General features: G+C 72.6%; 18 protein-coding genes. 17 read left to right on the plus strand and 1 reads right to left on the minus strand.

What is annotated here, in order from left to right; translation table 11 throughout:
• The 17 genes from FV227_RS22920 to FV227_RS23000 all read left to right on the plus strand — a co-directional run.
• The coding region (locus tag FV227_RS22920; protein ID WP_147859992.1) for a DUF1223 domain-containing protein at positions 1 to 325 on the plus strand (325 nt) is incomplete at its 5' end.
• 171 nt (positions 326 to 496) lie between these two features.
• Positions 497 to 1,066: a sigma-70 family RNA polymerase sigma factor gene (locus tag FV227_RS22925; protein ID WP_147844732.1), complete on the plus strand. Its 570-nt coding sequence runs from the start codon at positions 497 to 499 to the stop codon at positions 1,064 to 1,066.
• A complete protein-coding gene (locus tag FV227_RS22930) occupies positions 1,059 to 1,736 on the plus strand; it encodes an NrsF family protein (protein ID WP_147859993.1) in 678 nt (225 codons plus the stop codon). The genes FV227_RS22925 and FV227_RS22930 overlap by 8 nt, the downstream gene beginning before the upstream one ends.
• Positions 1,737 to 1,794: 58 nt before the next feature.
• The gene (locus tag FV227_RS22935; protein WP_147729736.1) at positions 1,795 to 2,196 is read left to right on the plus strand and encodes a DUF305 domain-containing protein; all 402 of its coding nucleotides are present in this window, start codon (positions 1,795 to 1,797) and stop codon (positions 2,194 to 2,196) included.
• A gap of 453 nt (positions 2,197 to 2,649) precedes the next feature.
• The gene (locus FV227_RS22940; protein ID WP_187274912.1) at positions 2,650 to 3,213 is read left to right on the plus strand and encodes a type II toxin-antitoxin system MqsA family antitoxin; all 564 of its coding nucleotides are present in this window, start codon (positions 2,650 to 2,652) and stop codon (positions 3,211 to 3,213) included.
• A gap of 11 nt (positions 3,214 to 3,224) precedes the next feature.
• Positions 3,225 to 3,602 (plus strand): hypothetical protein, encoded by a 378-nt coding sequence (locus FV227_RS22945; protein ID WP_147859994.1) that lies wholly within the window; start codon positions 3,225 to 3,227, stop codon positions 3,600 to 3,602.
• A gap of 81 nt (positions 3,603 to 3,683) precedes the next feature.
• On the plus strand, positions 3,684 to 5,375 hold the full coding sequence (locus tag FV227_RS22950; protein WP_147859995.1) for an HlyD family efflux transporter periplasmic adaptor subunit: 1,692 nt from the start codon (positions 3,684 to 3,686) through the stop codon (positions 5,373 to 5,375).
• A gap of 13 nt (positions 5,376 to 5,388) precedes the next feature.
• Positions 5,389 to 8,517 (plus strand): efflux RND transporter permease subunit, encoded by a 3,129-nt coding sequence (locus FV227_RS22955; protein ID WP_147729125.1) that lies wholly within the window; start codon positions 5,389 to 5,391, stop codon positions 8,515 to 8,517.
• A gap of 94 nt (positions 8,518 to 8,611) precedes the next feature.
• Positions 8,612 to 8,965 (plus strand): hypothetical protein, encoded by a 354-nt coding sequence (locus FV227_RS22960; RefSeq protein ID WP_187274913.1) that lies wholly within the window; start codon positions 8,612 to 8,614, stop codon positions 8,963 to 8,965.
• Positions 8,966 to 9,035: 70 nt separating this feature from the next.
• Positions 9,036 to 10,658, plus strand: coding sequence for an ABC-F family ATP-binding cassette domain-containing protein (locus tag FV227_RS22965; RefSeq protein ID WP_147843958.1), 1,623 nt, complete (start codon positions 9,036 to 9,038; stop codon positions 10,656 to 10,658).
• 412 nt (positions 10,659 to 11,070) lie between these two features.
• Positions 11,071 to 12,621 (plus strand): RNA polymerase factor sigma-54, encoded by a 1,551-nt coding sequence (rpoN, locus tag FV227_RS22970; RefSeq protein ID WP_147859997.1) that lies wholly within the window; start codon positions 11,071 to 11,073, stop codon positions 12,619 to 12,621.
• Positions 12,622 to 12,740: 119 nt separating this feature from the next.
• Positions 12,741 to 13,832 (plus strand): catalase family protein, encoded by a 1,092-nt coding sequence (locus tag FV227_RS22975; RefSeq protein ID WP_147859998.1) that lies wholly within the window; start codon positions 12,741 to 12,743, stop codon positions 13,830 to 13,832.
• 218 nt (positions 13,833 to 14,050) lie between these two features.
• Positions 14,051 to 14,653: a ribosome-associated translation inhibitor RaiA gene (gene raiA / locus FV227_RS22980; RefSeq protein WP_147729861.1), complete on the plus strand. Its 603-nt coding sequence runs from the start codon at positions 14,051 to 14,053 to the stop codon at positions 14,651 to 14,653.
• Positions 14,654 to 14,787: 134 nt separating this feature from the next.
• Entirely contained in the window at positions 14,788 to 15,255 is a 468-nt protein-coding gene (locus FV227_RS22985; protein ID WP_147729862.1) for a PTS sugar transporter subunit IIA, read from the plus strand.
• Between the two features lie 47 nt (positions 15,256 to 15,302).
• Complete coding sequence (locus FV227_RS22990) at positions 15,303 to 15,590, plus strand: hypothetical protein (protein ID WP_147842707.1); 288 nt, start codon at positions 15,303 to 15,305, stop codon at positions 15,588 to 15,590.
• A gap of 384 nt (positions 15,591 to 15,974) precedes the next feature.
• Positions 15,975 to 16,361, plus strand: coding sequence for a hypothetical protein (locus tag FV227_RS22995; RefSeq protein WP_147729483.1), 387 nt, complete (start codon positions 15,975 to 15,977; stop codon positions 16,359 to 16,361).
• 61 nt (positions 16,362 to 16,422) lie between these two features.
• On the plus strand, positions 16,423 to 17,079 hold the full coding sequence (locus tag FV227_RS23000; RefSeq protein WP_147729482.1) for a hypothetical protein: 657 nt from the start codon (positions 16,423 to 16,425) through the stop codon (positions 17,077 to 17,079).
• Between the two features lie 118 nt (positions 17,080 to 17,197).
• On the opposite strand, the gene FV227_RS23005 is transcribed toward FV227_RS23000, so the two are convergent.
• Positions 17,198 to 17,875 (minus strand): YdcF family protein, encoded by a 678-nt coding sequence (locus FV227_RS23005; protein WP_147729485.1) that lies wholly within the window; start codon positions 17,873 to 17,875, stop codon positions 17,198 to 17,200.
• Positions 17,876 to 17,895: the final 20 nt, after the last annotated feature.

Consider the following 17,895-nt stretch of genomic DNA (forward strand, 5'->3'; position numbering starts at 1 on the left):
CACCGCCGCCGAGGCGCCGGTGGCGCTGGCACGGCGCGGCGACGCCCTCGTCGTCACGCTCGGCGCCGGGCGCGGGGCCGGCACCGTGACGCTGGTCGGGTTCGATCCGAGCCACGCCACCCGGGTCGCCCGCGGCGAGAATGCCGGCCGCACCCTCGCCCAGGCCAACATCGTCCGCGCCGTGTCCGAGATCGGCCGCTGGGCCGGGCAGGCGGCGACGCTGGAGGTGCCGCTGCCGGCCGGCGCCGACGCCGCGGTGATCGTGCAGGGCGCCGACGGGCGGATCCTCGGCGCGGCGCGGCTCGGGCCGGCCGCCCGAGCGTAACCGTCGCGCGTTCCTCGGCGAAGACGAGCGCGGGCGATGGGCGCCCGACGTCTCCCGCGAGGCTTGCCGATGTACCTGCCCGCCATCGGCCCGGTTCCACCGCTGCCGGCGCGTTCCCCCGGGGGCCGCGTTGCGCTAGGGTCCGGGACACGACGCGGCGACAGGGCGGCGATGGCGCTCGAGGACAGTCTGGCGACGGCGATGGCCGCGGCGCAGGGGGGCGATGCGGCGGCCTATCGCCGGCTGCTCAATGCCTGCCTGCCGGTGATCGCGGGCATCGCCCGCGCGCAAGGGGTGCGCGGCGAGGCGGTCGACGACGTGGTGCAGGACACGCTGCTGACGATCCACAAGGCGCGGGCGAGCTACGACCCGGCGCGGCCCTTCCTGCCATGGCTGCGCGCCATCACCCAGCGCCGGGCGATCGACCGGCTGCGCCGGGCCGGGCGCCGGCCGCAGGAGGTGCACGATCCCCTCGCCTACGAGGCCCACGCCGATGCCGGCCCCGCCCCGGGCATGCGCATCGAGGCCGACCAGCGCAACGCCGCGCTGGCGCGGGCCGTCGCGGCGCTGCCGGACGGGCAGCGGCAGGCGGTGGAGCAGCTCGCCTATGCCGAGCGCTCGCTCGAGGAGGCGGCGGCGCTCACCGGCCGCAGCAAGGGCGCGCTGAAGGTGAACCTGCACCGCGCCCTGAAGGCACTGCGGGGGACGCTGGCCCGGGACAAGGAGGGCGGCGATGTCTGAATCCGTGCACGAGTCCCTGGTCGACGACCTCGTCGGCGGCCTCGCGCCGGTGCGCCGGCTCAGCCCGCCGGCCTGGCGCGCGGCGGCCTGGCTCGCGGCGGTGCTGGCGCTGGCCGCGATCCTGATGCCGATGGCCGACATGGACGGCCTGCGCATCCGCCTCGCCACGCCGGACCTGCGCGTGGCCGCCCTCGGCGCCGGTCTCACCGCGGTCGCGGCCGCGCTCGCCGCCTTCATGACGAGCGTGCCCGGCCGCTCCCTGCGCTGGGCGCTGCTGCCGCTGGCGCCGGCCGCGTTCTGGATCGGCGCGAGCGGCCTCGGGTGCCTGCGCGGCTGGCTCGCCCCCGGCACCACGCCGGCCGACGGGCACGCGATGGGCGGCTGCTTCGCCTTCCTCGTCGGCGTCTCGCTGCCGCTCTCCGTGCTGCTGGTGGCGATGCTGCGCCGCGCCTGCCCGCTGCACCCGAACCTCACCGCGGCGCTCGGCGGCCTCGCGGCGGCGGCGGCGGCGGCGACCCTCCTCGTGCCGTTCCACCCGCACGACGCCACCGCGACCGACCTCCTGATCCACGCGGTCACCGTGCTCGGCGTGATCGGGCTGAACGGGATTTTTGGCGGCCGGCTGCTCGGCGGCGGCCCGGACGCATCCCGGCGCGACCGTGGCGGTTGACCTTGCCACGCCGGCAAGCTCCACGGTGCGGCGCATCCCCGTGAGGAGACTCGACCCCATGCGCAACACCGTCCGGCCCGCCCTGATCGCCGTCGCCGTCCTCCTCGCTGGCGGGGTGCTGGCACAGGGCATGGACCACGAGCGCATGGATCACGAACATAGGGACCACGCCGGCCGTCATCCCGCGCCGGCCGCGGGCGAGGCGCCCTCCACCCGGGCGTTCCGCGCCGTCGACGCGCGGATGCACGCCGACATGGCGATCCGCTACAGCGGCGACGTCGACGCCGACTTCGTGCGCGGCATGATCCCCCACCACGAGGGCGCCGTCGGCATGGCGCGGGTCGCGCTGCAATACTCGAAGGACCCGGAGGTGCGGGCGCTCGCCGAAGAGATCGTCAAGGCGCAGGAGCGCGAGATCGCCCAGATGCGGGCGATCCTGGCGCGGACGGGCGGGAAGTAGGAGCCGCAGCCTCGGATGCCCCCGCGCCCGGCGCTCGAAGCGACGTCCCTCCCTCCGTCATGGCACCCTTGCGCCCGCGATTCGGAGCCATCGCCTTCCGAGCCTCGATCCCGATCGGGGCTGCAGCGGCCTTGACGTCTGCGCATCTTTTTATCTTATAGGCAATCTGCGCACAGGAAGAGCTCCTTGTCGGCCTGCAAGGTTCGGATCGTCGTCGATCATGCCAACAGCGACGACCCGATCTTCACGGTCGAGGTGCGGCCCCCTGGGGTTCGCTCGCTGTGATGGCCGAGGTGACGCTCTCGGGGCGATCCCTCGAGCTGAACGGCATGCACGTCGGCGGCGACCCGATGACGAAGTGGGGCGCGTCCGTGCTCCGCGACATCGCGCAGGGGGTCATGGAGGAATTGGATGTCGACGCGATCCACATTGTTGGCGGCGTTCGGACCACGGGTGCAAATCCGGGACGGGACCCTCGTCCCCGACGGCTCCGTAGAGCGCCTCAGCCTCAAGCGGCTGCCGGACGCGCACCTCGACACGGTGGCGGCGGCCCGCGCCCTGGTCCGTAGGCATCTTCCAGTGAAGGCGGCTCACGCGGTCATGACGGACGTGTTCGACACCGGCGAGGCCTATGTCGAGGTGCCGAAGGTCGAGAGCCTGAGCCGGCTGACGTCGGAACTGACGGCGCTGGGCATCGCCGTCCGCAAGCATGCACCCGACCCGATCTCCGTCCGAAGCGTGCGCGAGGCCCTGCATCTCTCGCAAGCCCAGTTCGCGCTCCGGTTCGGGCTGGAGGAAGCGACCGTCAAGAACTGGGAACAGGGCAAGTCCAGGCCGAACGCCACGGCCATGACGTTGATCTGGACGATCCATCGCCACCCCGAAGCGGTCGTCGATGCCCTCGCCACCTGCGGAGCCGCGACCGAAGCGGATGCGGCGTCCGCCCTTCGCGCCGGGGAAGGCCACGCCCCGGTGGACCCGCTTCGACGCCCTGTCCAGAAGCCCGAATCGTGCTAGGCTCACGCACGATGCGACAGGCCCGGCACCTTCTGCGACGGCTCGCTGCGATCCTTCGGGTCGCGGCGCTTCTCGTCATGGTCCCGGCCTTCGCCCAGGCGCATGCCGGGCACGCCCACCACCCCGGCGCCGGGCATGCGCGCGTCGGGCACGCCTCGAAGGCCGCCCCGGGCGTCGCCGCCGTGATCGCCGCGCCGGAGGCCGCCGCCGACCGGGCGGATTGCCTCGCCTGCCCGGGCTGCTGCGCCCACGTCTTCGTCGCGGCCTCGGACGGGGACGGCGTCCGCGCCGATCGCCCGAGCGGCGACCGCGTCGCGATGGGGCCGGATTCCGTGCGCCCGAGCGCCGTATCCGAGGCCCTTCCCGAGCCCCCCAGACCCTTCGCCTGAGGCTGCGCGCGCCGCCCCGGCGCGCGCCACGCGGCTCGTCCCGACGAGTCGCGCCCGTCCCGATGCGAAGGTTGCTCTCCCATGACGATCCGGCTCCCGGCTGCCCTCGCGGCGGCCGCGCTCACCCTCGGCCTGTGGGCCGGCGCGGCGCGCGCCCACGAAGGCCACGACCATTCCGACGGGCCGAAGGCGGCGCCCGCCGTCGAGGCCCCGCGCGGCGCGTCGAGCACCGACGCGCTCGAGCTCGTCGCGGTGGCGCGCGACGGCAGGCTCACGCTGTTCCTCGACCGTGCCGACACCAACGAGCCCGTGGCCGACGCGACCATCGAGGCGAAGACGCCGGCGGGCAAGGCCGCCGCGGTCGCGGGCCCCGATGGGAGCTACCGCCTCGACGCCCCCTGGAGCGCGGTGCCCGGCGACTACGACGTGCTGTTCACGGTGACCGTCGGCGGCAAGACCGACCTGTTCCCGGTCGACCTCGACGTGCCGGTGCCGCCGGCCCCGACGCCCGAGCCCGCGCCGTGGCATGCCGGCCTCGCCGTCGCCCACGATTTCGGCGCGCACCTGCGCAGCGCCGACCCGATGCCGTTCCTCGTCGGCGGCGCCGGCTTCGTGCTCGGCATCCTCGCGACGGTGCTGATGCGCGGGCGCCGGAGCGGCGCGGCACTCGCCCTCGTCGTGCTCGCGGCCGGGCTCGTGCTGGCGCCGGCGGCCTTCGCGCACGGCGACGACGACCACGAGGCCCCGACCCCGATGGCCGCCACCGGCGCCCAGGACCTTGCCCGCCGCCTGCCCGACGGGTCGGTGTTCGTGCCGAAACCCACCCAGCGCGTGCTGACCCTGCGCACCCTCGTCACCGCGTCGGGCGTGCTGGCGCGGACGACCGAGCTGCCCGGCCGGATCATCGCCGACCCGAACGGCAGCGGCGTGGTGCAATCCTCGGTCGGCGGCCGGCTGTCGCCGCCGGAATCCGGCCTGTTCCCGCGCCTCGGCACCCACGTGCGCAAGGGCGAGGTGCTGGCCTTCGTCACGCCGCCGGTCCAGGCGGTGGACGTGTCCGACATGCGCCAGCGCCAGGGCGAGCTCGACCAGCAGATCGCCATCGTCGCGCGCCGGGTCGAGCGCTACCGCAAGCTGAGCCCCGGCGGCACGGTCTCGCAGGTGCAGATCGACGACGCGGATGCCGAGCTGAAGGGCCTCGTCGACCGCCGCACGGCGCTCGACGGCGTCCGCTCGCAGCCGGAGGCGCTGGCCGCGCCGGTCTCGGGGGTGATCGCCGAGGCCAACGCGGTCGCCGGCCAGATGGCGAGCCCGGGCGCGATGGTGTTCAAGATCGTCGACCCGTCCCGGCTCTGGGTCGAGGCGCTGAGCTTCGACGCGCTCGCCAGCACCGCCGACGCCACCGCGCGGCTCGCCGACGGCCGACGGCTCGAGCTCGCCTATCGCGGCGCCGGCCTCGCCGACCGGGCCCAGGCGGTGCCGATCCAGTTCGCCGTGCGCGACGCGCCGCCCGAGCTGCGCACCGGCCAGTTCGTGACGGTGCTCGCCGCCACCGACACGCAGCAGACCGGCCTCGCCCTGCCGCGGCTCGGCGTGGTCCGCGGCGGCAACGGCCAGACCCTGGTCTACGAGCACGTCGCCCCCGAGCGCTTCGCGCCGCGCGAGGTCCAGGTCGAGCCCCTCGACGCCGCCCGCGTCCGGGTGGTCTCCGGGCTCGAGCCCGGCCGGCGGATCGTGACGCAGGGCGCCGAGCTCCTCAACCAGATCCGCTGACGGGAGCCCGCGCATGTTCACGCTCCTCGTCACCCAGGCCCTGCGGAACCGGCTGGCGGTGCTCGCCGTCGCCGCGATCCTCGTCGTCTACGGCGCCTTCACCGTCACGCGGCTGCCCGTCGACGTCTTCCCCGACCTCAACCGGCCCACCGTCACCATCATGTCGGAGGCCGAAGGGCTCGCGCCGCAGGAGGTCGAGCAGCTCGTCACCTTCCCGCTCGAGACGCAGATGAACGGGCTGCCCGGCGTCACCCGGGTGCGCTCGGTCTCCGGCGTCGGGCTGTCGGTGGTCACTGTCGAGTTCGACTGGGGCACCGACATCTACCGCAACCGCCAGCAGGTGGCCGAGCGCCTTGCGATGGCGCGGCCGCAGCTGCCGGCGGAGGTGAGCCCGACGATGGGGCCGATCTCCTCGATCATGGGGCAGATCGTCATGGTCGCGCTCACCGGCGACACGGTCGATCCGATGCGCCTGCGCGAGATCGCCGACTTCACGATCCGGCCGCGCCTGCTCTCGATTCCCGGCGTCGCGCAGGTGATCCCGATGGGCGGCGAGGTCCGCCAGTTCCGCGTCGCGCCGCAGCCCGCCGCGTTGCGGGCGCTCGGCGTCAAGCAGGCCCAGCTCGAGGCGGCGCTGGCGCAGTTCGGCACCAACACCGGCGGCGGCTTCACCGACCAGTACGCCCGCGAATACCTGATCCGGAACCTCGGCCGGACGATGGACCTCGACGACCTGCGCAACATGGTCGTCGCCACGGTCGACGGGCGGCCGGTCTTCCTGCGGCAGGTGGCGGAGGTATCGTTCTCGGCGCGCGTGAAGCGGGGCGATGCCGGCTACATGGGCGCGCCGGCGGTGGTGATCTCGGTGGAGAAGCAGCCCGGCACCGACACCGTCGCGCTCACCGCGCGGATCGAGGCGGCGCTCGCCGAGATCACCGCCACCCTGCCGAAGGGCGTGCGCGCCGACCGGCTGATCTTCCGGCAGGCGAACTTCATCGAGACCTCGATCGGCAATGTCGAGCACGTGCTGGTGGAAGCGATCGCGGTAGTGGCGATCGTCCTGTTCGCGTTCCTGCTGAACCTGCGCACCACGGCGATCTCGCTCACCGCGATCCCGGTCTCGATCCTGGCGACGGCCATCGCCTTCCACCTCGCCGGCCTGTCGATCAACACGATGACCCTCGGGGGGCTCGCCATCGCCATCGGCGAGCTGGTCGACGACGCCGTGGTCGACGTCGAGAACATCTTCCGGCGCCTGCGCGAGAACCGCGCGGCGGGCGACCCGCGCTCGACCTTCGACGTGGTGGTCTCCGCCTCGCAGGAGGTGCGCTCGGGCATCGTCTACGCGACGATGGTGATCGTGCTGGTGTTCGTGCCGCTGTTCGCGCTCTCCGGCATCGAGGGCCGGCTGTTCGCGCCGCTGGGGCAGGCCTACATCGTCGCGATCCTGGCGAGCCTCGTGGTCTCGATCACCCTGACGCCGGTGATGGCCTACTACCTCCTGCCCGGCCTCAAGCGCCTCGACCAGCACGAGAGCGGGCTGATCCGCGGGCTCAAGTGTGCCCTGGCCGCGACCCTGCGCGTCGCCCTGCCCCGCGGGCGCCCGATCCTGCTCGCGGCCGGGCTCGCGGTCGCGGCCGCCGCCGTCGCGGCGACGTGGCTGCCGCGCGCCTTCCTGCCGCCGTTCAACGAGGGCTCGTTCACCGTCAACATGGCGTTCAACCCCGGCATCTCGCTGCCCGAGAGCAACCGGATGGGGCTGGTGGCCGAGCGCCTGCTCCTCGAGATCCCGGACGTGCGCTCGGTCGGCCGCCGCACCGGCCGGGCCGAGCTCGACGAGCATGCCGAGGGCGTCCACTCCTCCGACCTCGAGGTCGACCTGAAGCCCGGCGCCCGGCCCAAGGACGCCCTCGTCGCCGACATCCGCGCCCGCCTCGCCCTGCTGCCGGTCTCCGTCAACGTCGGCCAGCCGATCTCGCACCGGCTCGACCACATGCTCTCGGGGGTGCGCGCCGAGATCGCGCTGAAGATCTTCGGCGACGACCTCGATACGTTGCGGCGCCTCGCCGACGACCTGCGCCAGCGCCTGTCCGCGATCCCCGGCATCGCCGACCTGCAGGTCGAGAAGCAGGTGCTGATCCCGCAGCTCGAGGTCCGCGTCGACTACGCGCGGGCCGCCCTCTATGGGGTGCAGCCGGCGGCGCTCGTGGACCAGCTGAGCCGGCTCTCGAACGGCCAAGTGGTCTCGCGCGTGGTCGACGGCATCCGCCGCTTCGACGTGGTGATGCGGCTCTCCGACACCCAGCGCACCACCCAGGCGCTCGGCGACCTCCTGGTCGAGACGCCCTCCGGCTGGGTGCCGGCCCGCCAGATCGCCGACATCCGCGAGACCGACGGCCCGAACCAGATCCTTCGCGAGAACGCGCGCCGGCGCATCGTCGTCCAGGCCAACACCGCGCCCGGCGCCGACATGGGCCGGGTCGTCGCCGCCATCCGCCAGCAGGTGGATGCGACCCGGTGGCCGGCCGGGTACGCGACCAGCCTCGAAGGCGCGTTCCAGGCGCAGGGCGAGGCGGCGCGCACCATCGGCCTGCTCTCGCTCGTGTCGCTGGCGCTTGTCTTTACCCTGCTCTACGGCCGCTACCGCTCGGCCGTGCTGACGCTGATCATCCTCGGCAGCATCCCGCTGGCGCTGATCGGCTCGGTGGTCGCCCTGTGGCTCGCCGGGCAGCCGCTCTCGGTCGCCTCGATGATCGGCTTCATCACCCTGACCGGCATCGCGACGCGCAACGGCATCCTCAAGATCAGCCATTGGCTGAACCTCGCGATCCACGAGGACCTGCCGTTCGGGCCGGACCTCGTGATTCGCGGCAGCCTGGAGCGGCTGACGCCGGTGCTGATGACCGCGCTCGCCGCCGGCATCGCGCTGGCGCCGCTGCTCGTCGGCGCCGACGCGCCCGGCAAGGAGATCCTGCACCCGGTCGCCGTGACGATCTTCGGCGGCCTGATCAGCGCGACGCTGCTCGACACGGTGCTGACGCCGATCCTGTTCCTCGGCTTCGGCCGCCGGCCGGTGGAGCGCCTGCGCGCCGCCGCCCGGGCGGAGGCGCCGACCGGGGTTGCGACGGCCGATGCGTTTTGACGGTGCGTCTTCCCTCCCCCGCAAAGGGGGGAGGGAAGACGCACCTAGTCCTGCTGAACCAATGTCGCCACCCCGTAAAACCCAGGAGCCGTCCATGCGCCCCGTCCTCGCCATCGCCCTCCTCCTCGCCCTCGCCGCCCCGGCCCGCGCCGCCGGCCCGAACGGCGGCGTCGTGGTGGTGGCGGACGGGCATCCGATCGAGCTCGTCGCGTCGGAGACCGCGCTGACGTTCTTCGTCACCGACGACGACGGCGGCCCGGCCGCGACCGCGGGGCTGACGGGCAAGGCCTTCGTCCAGACCGGGGCCGGGACCGAGACTGTGCCGCTCGCCGGCGCCGCGCCGAACCGCATGGTCGGCGCGCTCAAGGGGCCGCTGCCCGCCGGCGCCAAGGTGGTGTTCTCGGCGCGGATGCACGGGCACAGCCTGCAGGCCCGCTTCGCGCGATAGCCCGGCGCCCTTCCGGTCGCGGGCCCGATGCCGTAAGGCCCGCGGGACCATCCCGAGGGTCCCTGACCGCATGATACGCCTCGAAAAGATCGGCAAGCAGAACGGCCGGCAGATCGTCTTCATCGAGGCGTCCGCCGCCCTGCAGAAGGGCGAGAAGATCGGCCTCGTCGGCCCCAACGGCGCCGGCAAGACCACCCTGTTCCGGATGATCACCGGCGAGGAGGAGCCCGACGAGGGCCAGGTCGCCACCGATCGCGGCGTCACCATCGGCTACTTCAGCCAGGACGTCGGCGAGATGTCGGGCTGCAGCGTCGTCTCGGCGGTGATGGACGGCGCCGGCCCGGTCAGCGCCGTCGGCCTGGAGATGAAGGCGCTGGAGGCGGCGTTCTCCGATCCCGACCGGGCCGACGAGATGGACGCGCTGATCGCCCGCTACGGCGAGGTCCAGGCGCGCTTCGAGGAGCTCGACGGCTACGCGCTCGAAGGCCGAGCCTACGAGGTGCTGGCCGGCCTGAGCTTCTCCCAGGAGATGATGGACGGGGACGTCGGCAAGCTGTCCGGCGGCTGGAAGATGCGCGTGGCGCTTGCCCGCATCCTGCTGATGAACCCGGACGTGATGCTCCTCGACGAGCCCTCCAACCACCTCGACATCGAGAGCCTGATCTGGCTCGAATCCTTCCTAAAGGGGTTCGAGGGCGCGCTGCTGATGACCTCGCACGACCGCGAGTTCATGAACCGCATCGTCGGCAAGGTGATCGAGATCGACGGCGGCACGCTGACCACCTTCTCGGGCGACTACGCCTTCTACGAACAGCAGCGCGCACTCAACGAGAGCCAGCAGCAGGCGCAGTTCGAGCGCCAGCAGGCGATGCTCGCCAAGGAGATCAAGTTCATCGAGCGCTTCAAGGCGCGGGCGAGCCACGCCGCCCAGGTGCAGAGCCGGGTGAAGAAGCTCGACAAGATCGAGCGCGTCGAGCCGCCGAAGCGGCGCCAATCGGTGGCGTTCGAGTTCCAGCCGGCGCCGCGCTCGGGCGACGACGTCGTGATGCTGAAGGGCGTGCACAAGCGCTACGGCAGCCGCACGATCTACCAAAACCTCGATTTCGGCATCCGCCGGCGCGAGCGCTGGTGCGTGATGGGGGTCAACGGCGCCGGCAAGTCCACGCTGCTGAAGCTCGTGACGGGCTCGGCCCAGCCCGACGACGGCACGGTGGCGGTCGGCGGCAGCGTCAAGCTCGGCTACTTCGCCCAGCACGCCATGGACCTGCTCGACGGCGACCTCACCGTGTTCCAGGACCTGGAGAGCACCTTCCCGCAGGCCGGCCAGGGCTCCCTGCGCGCGCTCGCCGGCTGCTTCGGGTTCTCGGGCGACGACGTCGAGAAGCGCTGCCGGGTGCTCTCGGGCGGCGAGAAGGCGCGGCTGGTGATGGCCAAGATGCTGTTCGACCCGCCGAACTTCCTGGTGCTCGACGAGCCGACCAACCACCTCGACATCGGCACCAAGGCGATGCTGATCGACGCGCTCTCCGCTTACGAGGGCACGATGCTGTTCGTGAGCCACGACCGCCACTTCCTGGCCGCGCTCTCGAACCGGGTGCTCGAGCTCACGCCCGACGGCATCCACCAGTACGGCGGCGGCTACACCGAGTACGTCGCCCGCACGGGCCAGGAGGCGCCCGGCCTGCGCAGCTGAGCACGGGACCGGAGCGCGGCACGAGCTGCGGCGCCTCGACCGCATCCGCGACGTCCCGCGCCGCCATGGCGACGGCTGCGAGGTGGCGGCCATCGCCCCCGATCGCCGCATGCGCGAGTGCCGAACCGCGCCCCCGCCGGCCGGCCGAGCCGGCACGATTCCCGAGCCGGATCGCGCCGCCGCGGCGCGCGAGGCCTTCGTGCGCGGCCGGGTCGGCGAGCGGGACGGGCGCCCCCCGTGGCTGTGGCGCCGGTGCCACCGTCCCCCGAACCAACGCGACGACCGGCCATCACGCTTTGACGCGCGGCCGGGATCGGTTTACAGCGTTTCACTAGGGCTTAAGCAAGAACCGTGCCTATAGCGTAATAACGCGGGGCGCGGCCTGTTCACCGAAGAGGACCGAGGCCACGCGATGAGTTTGCTGCAACGGCTGGAAATGCGCCAGGGCCAGTCCCTGGTGATGACACCGCAGCTTCTGCAAGCGATCAAGCTTCTCCAACTCTCCCAGCTCGATCTCGCGGCCTACGTCGACGCCGAGCTGGAGCGCAACCCGCTCCTGGAGCGCGCCGAGGCCGAGCCGTCCGAGGGGCCGGCCGAGGGCGCGGAACCCGCCGCCGAGACCTTCGAGGGCGCCGCCGAGTGGACCGCCGCCGAGGTCGACCCGGGCCGCGGCGAGATCGACGGCGATTTCGACGCCCGCCTCGACAACGTCTATCCCGACGACGCGCCGAGCCCGATCCGCGAGGCGGCCACCGGCGACATGCTCTCGCTGACGCCCGCGCCCTACGGCAGCACCGGCGGCAGCTTCGATTCGGAGGCGCCGGACTTCGAGGCGACGCTCACCGTCGAGACCTCCCTGCGCGAGCATCTCGGCCGCCAGCTCGACCTCGCCACCCGCGACGCCACCGACCGGCTGATCGGCGGCTTCCTGATCGATGCGGTGGACGAGGCCGGATACCTGCGCGAATCGATCGACGCGGTGGCCGAGCGCCTCGGCGCCTCCCTCGACCGGGTGGCGGGCGTGCTCAAGCTCGTCCAGAGCTTCGATCCGGCCGGAATCGCCGCGCGCGACCTCGCCGAGTGCCTGGCGATCCAGCTGCGCGAGCAGAACCGGTTCGACCCGGCGATGCAGGCGCTGGTCTCCCGCCTCGACCTCGTGGCCAAGCGCGATTTCTCGGCGCTGCGGCGCCTGTGCGGTGTTGACGACGAGGACCTCGTCGAGATGCTGGCCGAGATCCGCCGGCTCGACCCCAAGCCCGGGCGGGCCTTCGGCTCCAGCGGCGTCGAGGTGCTGATCCCCGACGTGTTCGTGCGCGCGGCCCCCGACGGCTCCTGGCTGGTGGAGCTGAACGGCGAGGCGCTGCCGCGGGTGCTGGTCAACCAGAGCTACTACGCCCGCGTGGTCCGGGGTGCGAAGGCCGAGGGGGACAAGGCCTTCCTCTCCGAGGCCCTACAGACCGCGAACTGGCTCACCCGGAGCCTGGAGCAGCGCGCGCGCACGATCCTCAAGGTCGCCACCGAGATCGTGCGCCAGCAGGACGGGTTCTTCGTCCACGGCGTCGCGCACCTGCGGCCGCTGAACCTGAAGACGGTCGCCGAGGCGATCGGGATGCACGAATCCACCGTCTCGCGCGTCACCTCCAACAAGGCGATCGGCACCAGCCGCGGCACCCTGGAGATGAAGTACTTCTTCACCGCCGCGATCCCGGGCGCGGCGGGCACCGCCGCGCATTCCTCGGAAGCCGTGCGCCACCGCATCAAGCAGCTCGTCGACGGCGAGACCTCGGACGACGTGCTCTCCGACGACGCCCTGGTGCAGAAGCTGCGCGGCGAGGGCGTCGACATCGCCCGCCGCACGGTGGCGAAGTACCGGGAATCGCTGCGGATCCCGTCCTCGATCGAGCGCCGGCGCGAGCGCTATGCGCAGGGCGGGATGCAGCCCGGGGCGATGATGGCGCGCTGAGAGCCCGCAAACCGGTCGCCTGCGCCGTCCGCGGCGGCCTATAGCCTGGACCCGAGGCTCGAACCGGGAACGGATCCGGACATGATTGGTTGTGCGCAAGCAAGTTCAGGAGACGTTGCATGCTCGCGAGCCCGGTTCACTACAATCCTGACGTCGAGACCGTGACCGTCGAGGAAGGGCGGACGATCGACAAGCTCAACGAGACCTTCGACACCATCCTCAAGACGGTGGCCGAGGATTCCGGGCACGCGGTGCGCTCCGTCCACGCCAAGGCGCACGGCATCCTCGAGGGCGTGCTCAGGATCGACGCGGACCTGCCGCCCGAGCTGGCGCAGGGCCTGTTCGCCACGCCCGGCGAGCACAAGGTCTACCTGCGGCTCTCGACGAACGCGGGCGACATCCTGCCCGACGCCGTCTCGCTGCCGCGCGGCCTCGCCCTGAAGGTGCTCGACGTCGCGGGCGAGCGGCTGCCCGACGCCGAGGGCACCACGCAGAACTTCATCTTCGTCAACGGCAAGGTGTTCCAGGCGCCGAACGCCGACAAGTTCCTGGGCAGCCTCAAGCTGCTCGCCGGCACCACCGACCGGGCCGAGGGCCTGAAGGTCGCCGCCTCCACCGTGCTGCGCGGGGTCAACAAGGCGCTGCACGCGGTCGGCATCGACAGCCCGACCATCGGCGCGCTCGGCGGCGCACCGAACGTCGATCCGATCGGCGAGACCTACTACAGCGTCACCCCGTTCCGGTACGGCGACCACATCGCGAAGTTCTCGGTCGCCCCCGTCGCCCCGGCGCTGACCGCGCTCACCGGCACCGAGATCGACGCCTCGGGGCGACCGAACGCGATCCGCGAGACGGTCCAGTCCGAGATGCGGGGCATCGAGGGCGTGTGGGAGTTCCGGGTCCAGCTCTGCCGCGACCTCGAACGCCAGCCGGTGGAGGATCCGACGGTGGAGTGGGACGAGGCGGAGGCGCCGTTCCAGCGGGTCGGCCTGATCACCGTCCGGCCGCAGGACAGCTGGGAGCCGGGCCGGGTGCAGGCGGTCGACGAGGGCATGCGCTTCAGCGTCTGGACCGGGCTCGCCGCGCACCGGCCGCTCGGCAATATCAACCGGGCGCGCAACGCGCCCTACAAGCACTCGGCCGCGTTCCGCGAGCGCTTCAACGGCTGCCCGATCCACGAGCCGGCCGGCGGCGACCGAGCGGGCGGGTGACGCGCCGGCGGTCGAGGCCGGTGCGCGCTCGGGCGCCGCGGCTTCGGGTTCGCCCCGGCGTCGCGGCCGCCGCCGGAGGGGCCGGCCCTCTCCGTTGACTTCCCCTGCGCCGACTCCTTAACTCCGTCCCCCGCCGCGACGGCGGGTCGGCGTTCCGCCGAATCCCGCGGGCCTCGATCCGCGGGCAAGAGACCAGGGTCAACCAAACCGGAGGATACATGGGGTCATTGCGCGTCACGGGCCACGGCCTGGACCTCGGCGAAGCCCTCAGGGGCCGGGTCGACGAGCGGATGGCGGCGACCCTGTCCAAGTATCTCGACGGGCACATGAACGACTCGAGCACCGGCCACGTCACGCTCCGGCGCGACGGCACCGCCTACCGCACCGACTGCGTGCTGCACCTCGTCTCCGGGCTCACCATCGAGGCGTCGTCCACCGCGCACGACGCCCGCGCCAGCTTCGAGCAGACCGCCGACCGGCTGGAGAAGCGCCTGCGCCGCTACAAGCACCGGCTCAAGGAGCATGCCCAAGGGCCGAACGGGGGCCCGAACGGCGCCGCGGTCGAGGCGGCCTATGCGGTCTTCGCCGCGCCGGAGGAGGACGAGGACGAGCCCGACGACGGCTCGAACCATCCGCCGATCGTGGCCGAGAGCACCAAGACCCTCAAGCGCCACTCGGTGAGCGAGGCGGTCACCGCGCTGGACCTCACCGGCGCCCCGGTGATCGTCTTCGTCCATGCTGGCACCGGCCGCATCAACGTCGTATACCGGCGCAGCGACGGCGCGATCGGCTGGGTCGACCCGCCGAGCGCCGCGGCCTGAGCCGAGGGAGCCGGAACCGGCCCGTCGGCGCGGGGATTGATGTTTTCGGGGCTGGGCCGCGCGGACAACGCGGCGCGCCCCCTCTTCATGGGGGCGGGGCCCCCATGGCTTTCGATCGGACGGGCGGTCCTTCAATGCCGATGCTGGAATTCCTCGATCCGGATTCCGTGGTGCCCTCGCTCCGCGCCCGGGCCAAGAAGCAGGTGCTGCAGGACCTCGCCGCCCAGGCCGTCCGCCGCCTGCCGGCGCTCGACGCCCGCGACGTCTACGAGACCCTGCTCCAGCGCGAGCGCCTCGGCTCCACCGGCATCGGCGACGGCGTCGCGATCCCGCACGGCAAGCTGCCGGGGCTCGACCGGCTGTTCGGGCTCGTCGCCCGCCTCGACCGCCCGGTCGACTTCGAGTCCCTTGACGGCCGCCCGGTCGACTTCGCCTTCCTGCTGCTCGCCCCCGAGGGCGCGGGCGCCGACCACTTGAAGGCGCTCGCCCAGGTCGCGCGCATCCTGCGCGAGCCGGGAATCCTCGACCGGATCCGCGCGGCCCGCGACGGGCACGCCCTCTACGCGCTGCTCACCCACACCTCGGCCTCGCAGGCCGCATGAGCGGGCCTCGCTTCCTGCGCCGGGCCGCGCTCGCGGCGTTCCTCGCCATGCCCGCGGCGGCCGCGGCGCAGCAGGGCGCGGCCGACGGCACCTGCGCCCGCGACGTGCTCGTCGCCCAATCGATGCAGCGGCAGGCGCTCGACCAGCTCGAGCAGGCCGACGGCGACGACGCCAAGGCCTGCCGGATCTGGCGCCGCCACGTCGACACCATGCGCCGCGTCGCCGGCGTCTACGGCCGCTGCCTCTCGGGCTCCGAGCGCGGCGCCCGGCTGACCCAGGTCCAGGACTCCGAGAAGGAATTCTCCGCCGCGATCAAGGCCCGCTGCCGCGGGTGATCGTGAAGGGGGGTGGAGGCCGGTTCCTATCGGCCCGGCCCCGTGCCGTCGTTTCGCTCCCGGCTCTCATCCCTGCAACCGAAGCGGCGACGCCTCTTCCCTCCCCCGTCCCCAAGTCGGGCCTGCCCGACTTGGGGACACAGGGTGCGGATCTCGGGCAAGCCCGAGATCCGTCGGGAGGAGGGAAGAGCGCGATGTTTCGCGCGCGTCCTGGTCATTGCGCACGCTGCGGCAACCGCTGCGAAATATTTCCCAAGCAAGCCGTGCGTGATCGCAAAGCTCGTCGCCGTCGTTAGCCGCCGACACGATGTTCTCGCAAAATATAAAGTGGAACGCTTCGCGCCACGAAGGAATTGAAGGGGACCAACAGTAGAGGAAACCGCCTTGCAACGCTATCTGACCGCCATCGCGCTCGTCACCCTTCTCGGTACGGGCACCGTGTCCGCACAGACCACGACGACGGGCAACCCCGCTCCGGACGCCAAGTCCAGCGAGAAGTCCGGTGGCCAGGAAGCCGTCACGCGTCCGAACACCGACCGGCCCGACGCCGGCAAGCCCGCCACCGCCAACGCGGCCGCGCATGCCAAGCTGGAGGAAGGCGCCAACAGCTTCACGGAAGCCCAGACGCACAAGCGTCTCGAGGATGCCGGCTACAAGGACGTCCGCGGCCTGATGAAGGACGACAAGGGCATCTGGCGCGGCGACGCGATGCTGAACGGCAAGCCGGTTAAGGTCGGCGTCGACTTCAAGGGCAACGTCGCCGCGCAGTGATCGCCGTCCCCGGACGGCTGAGGCGCAGGCACGCAATTCCCACGACATCCAGGATTTGACCATGGCTCAGCAAACCATCACGGCGCTCTACGACGATTACGACGCGGCCAGCACCGCGGTGTCCCGCCTCGAGGCGGCCGGCATCTCGCACGGCGACATCAGCGTCGTCAGCAACAACGAGGGCGACCGGCATGCCGGCCGGCTCGGCACGGGCGACCATGCCGAGACCGCCCACAAGGCCGAGACGGGAGCCGGGACCGGCGCCTCGCTCGGCACGGTGGTCGGCGGCGCGACCGGCCTCCTCACCGGCCTCGGCCTGCTCGCCATCCCCGGCGTCGGGCCGGTCGTGGCGGCCGGCTGGCTGGTCGCGACCCTGACGGGCGCCGGCATCGGCGCGGCCGCGGGCGGCCTCGTCGGCGCGCTCACCGGCGCCGGGATCAGCGAGAACGACGCCCACACCTACAACGAGGGCATCCGCCGCGGCGGCACCCTGGTGACGGTGCGCACGGACGACGCCCACGCCACGACGGCGATGGACATCCTCGAGCAGCACGGCTCGGTCAACGTCGACGAGCGGTCGCAGAGCTGGCGGTCCGAGGGCTGGAGCGGCCCGGCGCTGACCGCGTCCGACCCGTCCGGCGCGACGGCGAGCCAGGGCGTTCCTTCGGGCGCGGCGGCCCGCCCCGGCGTGCGGACCTACCCCGCCAAGCCGCTCTGAGCGACGCTCAGCCTTCGATCGGCCCGTCGCCTCGGCGACGGTGCCCCCGATCAGCCCTGCGATGCCCCGGCACGCAGGGCTTTTTCATGAGGTGGGGCCGGCGAGCGGCGCGGCCGGCCTACTGCAGATCGCGCAGCAGCGGCTCGGCGACCATCCGCACCGGCGCCTTCACCGGCTTGCCGCGGCCGATCAGGATCGCGACGCGCGAGCTTTCCGGGTCGGTCTCGAAGCGGGTGCGGACCCAGGCGACCAGGAACTTCAGGTATTCGGACGCCAGCAGCTTGGTCGCCGAGGGGCTGTGCCACCAATCGGCGGCGTCGAAGCCTTCGGCGATCACCGGATGGGGCACGATCCGGTCGGCGCCCTGGAGCGCGTGGTCGAGCTCGATCAGGGTCCGCGGCATGTGGTAGTTCGAGGTCACCACCGCGACGGTGCTGAAGCGGTTGTGGCGCATCCAGCGCCGGGTCTCGATGGCGTTGCCGATGGTGTTGCGCGCGCGGTAGTCGAGGTCGACGCAGCAATCGATCCAGTGGCGCTGCGTCGGGTTGAGCCGGGCGATCTCGTCGCGGCTGGTGCGTTCGTTGACGCCGGTGATCAGCAGGCGCCGGCCGTAGCCGCCGGCCAGCAGGTCGATCGCGTCGCCGATGCGCTGGGCGCCGCCGGTCAGCGCGACGATCCCGTCGGCACGGCCCTGCGGCACCCGCTCGCTGCGGTCGAGCGCGGCGACGAAGGCGAGGAAGCCGGCGAGCAGCGCGACCGCGCCGAGGCCGGCGAGGCCGAGGATCGTCAGCGCCACCGGGCCGGCGGGCCGCGCGG

Origin of the sequence: Methylobacterium sp. WL119 (assembly GCF_008039875.1) — a bacterium.
GTDB lineage: Bacteria > Pseudomonadota > Alphaproteobacteria > Rhizobiales > Beijerinckiaceae > Methylobacterium.

Excerpts from the sequence above, each read along its gene's own strand:
- FV227_RS22990 (WP_147842707.1), top strand. The coding sequence starts at position 15,303 with ATGCCCGCGGCGGCCGCGGCGCAGCAGGGCGCGGCCGACGGCACCTGC.
- FV227_RS22975 (WP_147859998.1), top strand. The coding sequence starts at position 12,741 with ATGCTCGCGAGCCCGGTTCACTACAATCCTGACGTCGAGACCGTGACC.
- FV227_RS22935 (WP_147729736.1), top strand. The coding sequence starts at position 1,795 with ATGCGCAACACCGTCCGGCCCGCCCTGATCGCCGTCGCCGTCCTCCTC.
- FV227_RS22955 (WP_147729125.1), top strand. The coding sequence starts at position 5,389 with ATGTTCACGCTCCTCGTCACCCAGGCCCTGCGGAACCGGCTGGCGGTG.
- raiA (WP_147729861.1), top strand. The coding sequence starts at position 14,051 with ATGGGGTCATTGCGCGTCACGGGCCACGGCCTGGACCTCGGCGAAGCC.
- FV227_RS22950 (WP_147859995.1), top strand. The coding sequence starts at position 3,684 with ATGACGATCCGGCTCCCGGCTGCCCTCGCGGCGGCCGCGCTCACCCTC.
- rpoN (WP_147859997.1), top strand. The coding sequence starts at position 11,071 with ATGAGTTTGCTGCAACGGCTGGAAATGCGCCAGGGCCAGTCCCTGGTG.
- FV227_RS22985 (WP_147729862.1), top strand. The coding sequence starts at position 14,788 with ATGCCGATGCTGGAATTCCTCGATCCGGATTCCGTGGTGCCCTCGCTC.
- FV227_RS22925 (WP_147844732.1), top strand. The coding sequence starts at position 497 with ATGGCGCTCGAGGACAGTCTGGCGACGGCGATGGCCGCGGCGCAGGGG.
- FV227_RS22965 (WP_147843958.1), top strand. The coding sequence starts at position 9,036 with ATGATACGCCTCGAAAAGATCGGCAAGCAGAACGGCCGGCAGATCGTC.
- FV227_RS22930 (WP_147859993.1), top strand. The coding sequence starts at position 1,059 with ATGTCTGAATCCGTGCACGAGTCCCTGGTCGACGACCTCGTCGGCGGC.
- FV227_RS23000 (WP_147729482.1), top strand. The coding sequence starts at position 16,423 with ATGGCTCAGCAAACCATCACGGCGCTCTACGACGATTACGACGCGGCC.
- FV227_RS22945 (WP_147859994.1), top strand. The coding sequence starts at position 3,225 with ATGCGACAGGCCCGGCACCTTCTGCGACGGCTCGCTGCGATCCTTCGG.
- FV227_RS22960 (WP_187274913.1), top strand. The coding sequence starts at position 8,612 with ATGCGCCCCGTCCTCGCCATCGCCCTCCTCCTCGCCCTCGCCGCCCCG.